The following is a 222-nucleotide window of genomic DNA, read 5'->3' on the forward strand; positions in this document are numbered from 1 at the left end:
GATTCCGAGTCCGGCACCACTTATTCAGAGAACCCGCCCAAAAGGCGGGTTTTTGCTTTTGGAGAACCGGACTCCTCATCGAACTCCGTTCGATTATTCGCCGCAAGCGGCTCACCCCTCCGGGGTCAGCGCGACAAGCGCGCTGTTCAACGCCTGCGGCGTTAGTCCGAGTCCGGGCACCACTATTCTAGAGAACCCGCCCAAAAGGCGGGTTTTTGCTTT

It is taken from the genome of Citrobacter sp. MGH 55 (genome assembly GCF_016906145.1).
Taxonomy (GTDB): domain Bacteria; phylum Pseudomonadota; class Gammaproteobacteria; order Enterobacterales; family Enterobacteriaceae; genus Citrobacter_A; species Citrobacter_A amalonaticus.